The 4,499-nt window shown below is 41.3% G+C and carries 5 protein-coding genes; all 5 read right to left on the reverse strand.

What is annotated here, in order from left to right:
• Nucleotides 1–221 precede the first annotated feature (221 nt).
• Nucleotides 222–1,757 carry an SPFH domain-containing protein gene (locus WB217_RS08860; protein WP_423992629.1) on the reverse strand — a complete coding sequence of 512 codons (1,536 nt, stop codon included), beginning with the start codon at nucleotides 1,755–1,757 and terminating at the stop codon, nucleotides 222–224.
• Nucleotides 1,758–1,768: 11 nt separating this feature from the next.
• Nucleotides 1,769–2,305, reverse strand: coding sequence for a hypothetical protein (locus WB217_RS08865; RefSeq protein WP_423992631.1), 537 nt, complete (start codon nucleotides 2,303–2,305; stop codon nucleotides 1,769–1,771).
• Between the two features lie 185 nt (nucleotides 2,306–2,490).
• Nucleotides 2,491–3,102, reverse strand: coding sequence for a sterol desaturase family protein (locus WB217_RS08870; RefSeq protein WP_423992633.1), 612 nt, complete (start codon nucleotides 3,100–3,102; stop codon nucleotides 2,491–2,493).
• Between the two features lie 122 nt (nucleotides 3,103–3,224).
• Entirely contained in the window at nucleotides 3,225–3,788 is a 564-nt protein-coding gene (locus WB217_RS08875; protein WP_423992635.1) for a DinB family protein, read from the reverse strand.
• Nucleotides 3,789–3,926: 138 nt separating this feature from the next.
• On the reverse strand, nucleotides 3,927–4,499 hold a 573-nt coding region (locus tag WB217_RS08880; protein WP_423992637.1), incomplete at its 5' end, for a DUF975 family protein.

Consider the following 4,499-nt stretch of genomic DNA (forward strand, 5'->3'; position numbering starts at 1 on the left):
GGTTATTTTGAAAACTGGCTGCAACCTGATAAAAAGGAATAGCAATAAATTTTAAATGAGGCTCCTCGGGCCGCCAGCGCAAGGCAGTGCCTGGAGCGGAAATCAACAGTGTAGATGAATAGAAACAAATAAGAGCTGTCCCGTATTTTTTTCCGGAACAGCTCTTTTTTAGTGATTAATTATTACGTATATAAATCATGATTGAAAATTAAACAATTGGTTTAATCTGCTATTTTCTCGATATCACTATGGTTCTGATCACGAATTTCTGTCGTCAGGGCATCAATGCTATGCCTTACATTCGCTTTGCCTGAGAAGTTCTCAATGAGTTCCTTCACATCGATCCCAGAGGATGCCTTCAATGATTCCTGGAGTGTCGCCATTAAATTAGTTGCATAACCAGTTACCTTGTTCGCTCCGCCATTTGCATCGCTTCCGCCCGTATCGACAACGGTAATCTTATCGATATTGCCAAGTGGTGCTGCAACCTGCTTCGCATATTCAGGAAGCATTTTCAAGATCATGTCGAGGATTGCTGCCTGGCCGAACTGTTCGAACGCTTCGGCGATCTTTTCCTTCGCTTCGGCTTCTGCTACCCCTTTTAAACGGATAATTTCTGCTTCCGTTTCACCCTGTGCCCGCTCTGCTTCAGCTTTCGCAAGACCGTCCATGCGGATTCTTTCTGCTTCTGCACGTGCCATTGCTTCGATGCGGTACTTATTTGCATCCGCTTCAGCGATTTGCTTCGCCTTGTCAGCAGCTGCTGATTGCTCGACAGCATAGCGGTCGGCATCTGCCTTTTTCTTGACTTCAGAATCGTATTGGCGTTCACGGCGAAGAATCTCTTTTTCCTCGAGCTCGATTTGCTTTTGACGCTCGATGATTTTGACCTGCATTTCCTGTTCCGTAACCTCTTGCTGTGCGCGGGCATTTTCCAGATCGTAAGCCTGGTCAGCTCGTGCCTTTGCAATATCCTGCTCACGGCGGAATTCTGCCATTTTCAAACCATTGATTTTCTCAGCTTCAGCAATTTCTGTCGCTCTTTCAAACTCTGCCTTTTTCGCTTCCTTATCTGCTTCAGCTTTCTTGATGCGAGTTTCTTTTTCTGCATCGGCTGTTGCGATGTCGGCATCGCGCTTCACTTGCGCAATCCGCGGCTTACCGAGTGAATCTAGATAACCGTTCTTATCACGTACATCCTTGATAGTGAAAGAAACAATCACCAGTCCCATTTTTGCAAGGTCCTGGGAAGCGACACGCTGCACTTCCTGGGAGAACTTATCACGATTCTTATAGATTTCTTCAACCGTCATGGAACCGAGGATCGAGCGAAGATGACCTTCCAAAACTTCCTTCGCTTCATTTTCCCTGTCTTCCTTAGATTTACCAAGGAACTGCTCGGCAGCTGTGGCAATTTCACTGATCGACCCGCCAATCTTGATAATTGCAGTCCCGTCTGCCATTACTGGAACTCCTTGTTCTGTATACACTTCAGGCGTCGTAACTTCCAGCTTACTCGATAACAGGCTTAACGGGCGGGACTGCTGGAATACTGGAAAAATGAAAGTACCCCCGCCGCGAATAATCTTAATTTTATTATTCGATTCATCCATATGGACATTTCGGCTGCCGAGAAAACTTCCCGTTACGATCAAAGCTTCATCTGGTCCTGCCGTCTTATATTTTGTAATAAAAACAGCAATCATGGCAATAATCAAGAAAACGACAAAACCAATCACAATAAACATTAAATCCATTCTATCTCCTCCTAAATGAAGTTCTCTAATTCATCGTAGACTTTTACCTGCAGCACACCATTTTCAATATCAATAATTAAAACTTTTTTACCATAAGGAATTTCCGTCCTAGTGAAGCTGGTTGCCGGCTTAGATATTCGGCCGCTAATACTTTCGATTAAAACCTCTCCATAGCCATCAACCGGAACAGCAGTGATGACCGTTCCGACTCTCCCCCTTAAATCACTTTCCTTATACACAAGCGACTCCTCAGCATTTGATAAGGGAATTAGGACAAAAACATTCAATAAAGTCACAAGAATAAGAGCAATAAGTGCAGAAAAGCCTGCAATCAGGCCACTATGCAAGGCTGTAAAAACCTCAGCTAAATAGCTGCCTGCTGAAAAAATAGTTATAAATGAAAAAATCACTGTAGGATTGATCAGTGGAATGCCTTCCATTACCCCGTCTAATAAATCACTAAAAAATAAATAAAGAATCGTGATTGCTCCAGAGATGACCAATCCATATAAATAAACTGTTTCTAATGGCATACCAAATAGCTCCATACTTCTCACCCTTTTTCAAATCATTTACTTAAAACCTATACGGGCACCTCCCATTATCAGAATATTTCTTGTTATTTAATACGGATGAATTGGAAATTAGTTTCATTTTTTGAAAAAATGGTCAAAAAAAAGGTACCTTCTCTCCCTCAGAAATTTTTTCAGTCAGGAAATCAGATACCTTTAAATCATGCTCTCTTCTCAAGGTCTCTTGCAGTGTTGCTAGTTTCCACTTCTTTTTCATCCTTGAATGTTCCAAACAAATAATCAGCGAATGGAGTACTGACGCCATACCAATAATTTTCATTTTTAAAGTGATGGAGGATATGGACCTTTTTTACCCACCGGCCGAAGCTGGTCTTTGGCTTGATCGGGCGATGTGCAATATAATGCTTCCATTCGTAGACTAGTAGCATCGCCAGAAGGCCGGTCCCGAATGAAAGAGTGTGATTGAAGCTTCTAGAAAAGTAGTAAAAGATTAGGGACAGTATCAGAAAATTAGGCAGGCTGTACCATAATGGCAGAAATAAAAGCTTGAGGTTGTTAGGATCAATATGGTGATCATAGTGAATTCTTTTTAAGAACTTCAGAAAATAAGGGTTTTTAGGGGTCTTTAAATGAAACAGGAAACGATGCGTTAAATATTCGCTGAAAGCAAAAGTCAGCATGCCGAAAACAAGAAATAATAACATGCCCATTGTGAGGCCCTTCCAGATAGCCACTCCAACACCTGTTGCAATTAAGACTATTAAAATACTAATATCAGGAAAGAAAAAGAAATCCTTATAGAGTTTGTTCATCCGAACCATGCTCCCCCTGGATAATGATTAATTATATTATATATTTTTCTGATTTTTCAATCAATATGAGCCCGAAATTTAAACCCGCCAATACCATGTAATAGCGGGCACTTGCGATTCGATTATTCCTTCACTAATTGTTCCTTATTTTTTTCTGTCATACTGTACATCTTCTTGATCATACGAATTTGTCCGCGATGGCTGAGTTCGTCTTCGAACACATGAAACCATTTAAAATAATTGTTTCCTGGTTTGTTCCACCACCATGCAGTTTGCTCAAACAACCACTCATCGTTAAGTGATTGGAATTTTTTTAATGTGTCATTCCTGGCAGTCTGAAGATCCTCAAGGTAATACTCAAGAGAATTGCCTTTAAAAGTCGTTCTTCCCTTCTCGCCAAGTTCAAGCCCTGCCAATAATGCTTCTTCTTCTTCCTCGGTTGGATCGCGTCTCTCAAACGTGACGATTTGGTATATACGCTCAACCGCAGCCATATGGGCAAGCAGCATCCCGATCGAATTCGCTTCTTCATGCACAAGGAAATCGAGTTCCTCTACCGAAAGGCCTTCTACCGCATTTAACGTTGTTTCACGTGCATAATTCATCATGGAAACCAGATGACTAAAAGTTGGGGAGAACCCGTCCTTTTGATCAATTAAATAGATCGTCGACTTATCATAGCTCATAATCTCAACTCATTTCTTTAAGACTAGAATTATAACTATTCGCTATTTTACAGAAATATCCTTTAATATACACTTGGAATTTAAAATCCCTTTAACACATTAACGCGCTGGGGGTCTGACCCCCAGCGCGTTAATGTGTTAAATAGCTAAATCTGCTGATTTTACTTCTTCATTGCCTCTTGGTGCGATGAATTCGTTATAAAAGGTGGCGTTGGCTGTGGAAATATAAGGGGTTAGCCATAGAAAACCGATTCCTAATGTGAAAATAGCGATGAAGATCCAGCCAATGAAGCTAAGGTTCATGAGGAAATATTTCCACTTATACCCTTTCATTCTCTTTCTGCTTTCGGTGATCGCCTCTAGTGCAGAGTACTCAGGATTGTCCTTCATCAGGAAAAAAGCTTGTGAATACGCCATGCCTTTAATAATTCCAGGAATAATCAATAATAATGTCCATAGCATGGTGAAAATACCCATCAGAATAGATGTACCGATTACTTTTAACGAGAGCTCCCACTCTTTATAAACTGCGAATACTTGAGAAATCTTCGGATCGTTCCATCTTGCGATTACAAGGTAAAACCAATAACTGGCAACTGACAGTGGGATGAAAAGGAAAGAAAAAAACAAACTTACTAGATTTGCTGCGGTGGAGGATTCTTCCTCATCGACCCAGGCTGAAAATCCACCGCTCATCATCATCTCGGCCAC

Origin of the sequence: Mesobacillus sp. (genome assembly GCF_049588175.1) — a bacterium.
Classification (GTDB): Bacteria; Bacillota; Bacilli; order Bacillales; family Cytobacillaceae; genus Mesobacillus.

What these genes read in the sequence shown, in the direction of transcription:
- WB217_RS08860 (WP_423992629.1), bottom strand. Translation starts at nt 1,757, where the DNA reads ATGGATTTAATGTTTATTGTGATTGGTTTTGTCGTTTTCTTGATTATT.
- WB217_RS08865 (WP_423992631.1), bottom strand. Translation starts at nt 2,305, where the DNA reads ATGGAGCTATTTGGTATGCCATTAGAAACAGTTTATTTATATGGATTG.
- WB217_RS08870 (WP_423992633.1), bottom strand. Translation starts at nt 3,102, where the DNA reads ATGAACAAACTCTATAAGGATTTCTTTTTCTTTCCTGATATTAGTATT.
- WB217_RS08875 (WP_423992635.1), bottom strand. Translation starts at nt 3,788, where the DNA reads ATGAGCTATGATAAGTCGACGATCTATTTAATTGATCAAAAGGACGGG.